This is a genomic window from Streptococcus pseudopneumoniae (assembly GCF_001072315.1).
Classification (GTDB): Bacteria; Bacillota; Bacilli; order Lactobacillales; family Streptococcaceae; genus Streptococcus; species Streptococcus pseudopneumoniae_R.
The window spans coordinates 1-2,027 of sequence record NZ_JVLI01000202.1; the positions used below are offsets into that span (position 1 = coordinate 1).

2 protein-coding genes are annotated in these 2,027 nt (G+C 38.4%); both read left to right on the top strand.

Annotated elements, in window-relative coordinates:
• The first annotated feature begins 88 nt into the window (after window positions 1-88).
• The gene (locus ADH54_RS10215) at window positions 89-637 is read left to right on the top strand and encodes a DUF3801 domain-containing protein (protein ID WP_049525045.1); all 549 of its coding nucleotides are present in this window, start codon (window positions 89-91) and stop codon (window positions 635-637) included.
• Window positions 634-2,027, top strand: a 1,394-nt coding sequence (locus ADH54_RS10220; protein WP_049525046.1) for a VirD4-like conjugal transfer protein, CD1115 family, incomplete at its 3' end; no start/stop codon positions are given. The genes ADH54_RS10215 and ADH54_RS10220, both read left to right, overlap by 4 nt.

The following is a 2,027-nucleotide window of genomic DNA, read 5'->3' on the forward strand; positions in this document are numbered from 1 at the left end:
AATGAGTTGCGACAACAGATTCTTGCCAAAGAGAAACAAGCTAGTCAACTGAAGGATCTTTATTTCAAAATTGAAGAGGTGAGCTAAAATGGAACAAGAACAAGTGGTAGCCCAATTAGGACGGGCAACTCTTGTGACAGGAGAAGTCATCTTAAAGGGACTCTTCTTGGTGAGCTCTAAAGCAGTTGAAATGTATCAAGCCAGAGGGGAGAATGTCCTCTTTACTGGTGAGACAGACTGGAATAAATTCATGGCAACAGCAGATGCTAAAGAAGTCCAGCAATTACTACATAATGAAGTCAATCTCGAGGCAGTTCGAAAAGAACTGGGCCAATACGGGATTGGCTTTTCTTTTTATACTCATCCAGATGGAAAGACAACTCTTGCTTTTAATGCAAAAGATAAAGGTGTTGTCGAACAAGCCTTTAAGGATGTCCTAGAAGGCATCACAAGAGATCCTAAAGGATTCAATGAGCGAAATCTTAAAAATGGGAAAACAACTTCTTTTGAGGAGAAATTACAACATTTCAAAGCGGTTGAACAAGAGAAAATTTCGTCCCTCCAGGTAAACATTCATACGAAGGAATTTGTTCTTCCGGAAAATATCGAACCACAGATTGGAGGGAAAATGAAGTGATCACAGAAAAGAAGAAACGGAGACTTAGACCGTATTTGTTGTTAGGATTAGGCCTATTTTATCTCTTTCATTGGCTCTTTAAACTGTGGCTGTTAGCACCAGATACCGATTCAGTAACGGATGTATTTGGTCTTGGAAAGCTTAACTGGATGAGCGACCATCTAGGCGATAAATCTTGGTTTGATTTTCAATTCACACCAACTTCTTTATTGATTGGTATGAGTGGATTTCTGAGTGCTTTTCTATTGTATTTGAGAGTATCTGATACGGGGACTTACCGTTATGGAGAAGAACATGGATCAGCTCGTTTTGCGACAAGAGAAGAGTTGATGAGATTTCGAGACGAAGAACCTGAAAAGAATATGATTTTTACCCAGAACAGTCAGATGGGACTATTTAATAACCGCTTGAGCTTTGAAAATCAGATTAATAAAAATATTCTGGTATATGGAGGTACAGGGGATTCAAAGACACGTAGTGCTGTAAAACCGAATATATTACAAGCTAACTCTAGTTTTGTAACTACAGATACTAAAGGGATTTTGATTCATGAAACAGGGAAATCACTTGTAGAAAAAGGCTATAAGATGAAGATTTTTGATTTGATTACTTTCCTGAATTCAGATGGCTTCAACGTTTTTAGATATATTCATAATGAAATGGATATAGACCGAGTGGCAGAGGCAATTACAGAGTCTCTCAACAGAAATGGTCATGAAAGTGATCCTTTTTGGCCTGCAGCAAATAAACTCTTGATGCGTTCTCTAATTGGCTATCTTTATTTGGATGGTCAGATGGATCGCTATCTGCCTAATTTAGGGCAGGTTACAGATATGATTCGAGAATTGAGACGGAATCATCCAGAAGCAGAAAGCCCGGTTGAATTGATGTTTGAAGACCTGGAGAGAAGGAGCCCAGGGAATTATGCCTGCAGGCAGTGGGATCTATTCAATAAAAACTTTGATGGACAGACACGTGCTTCTGTCTACGCTATTTTTGCGACTACATTCTCAGTATTTGATCATGAACAGCTGAGAAAGATTATTGAAAAAGATACGCTGGAAATTGAAAAATGGAATATTGAGAAAACAGCGGTTTTTATCCATATTCCAGAGGTGGATCCAGCTTATCAATTCTTATCTGCTCTTCTTTTTAGTACCATTTTTGATGTGCTAATAAAAACTGCAGATGCAGTTATATTAGGTGAACATCCAACAAAGACCAGGGAAGACTTATTACATCTACAGGTGTGGGGGGATGAGTTTGGTCAGATTGGGAAGATTCCTAATTTACCGTCAATTATCTCTGTTATTCGTTCACGAGAGATTTCTATCAAGATGATGGTGCAATCTCAAAGTCAGATTGAAGTATTGTACGGTAAAGAAAATAC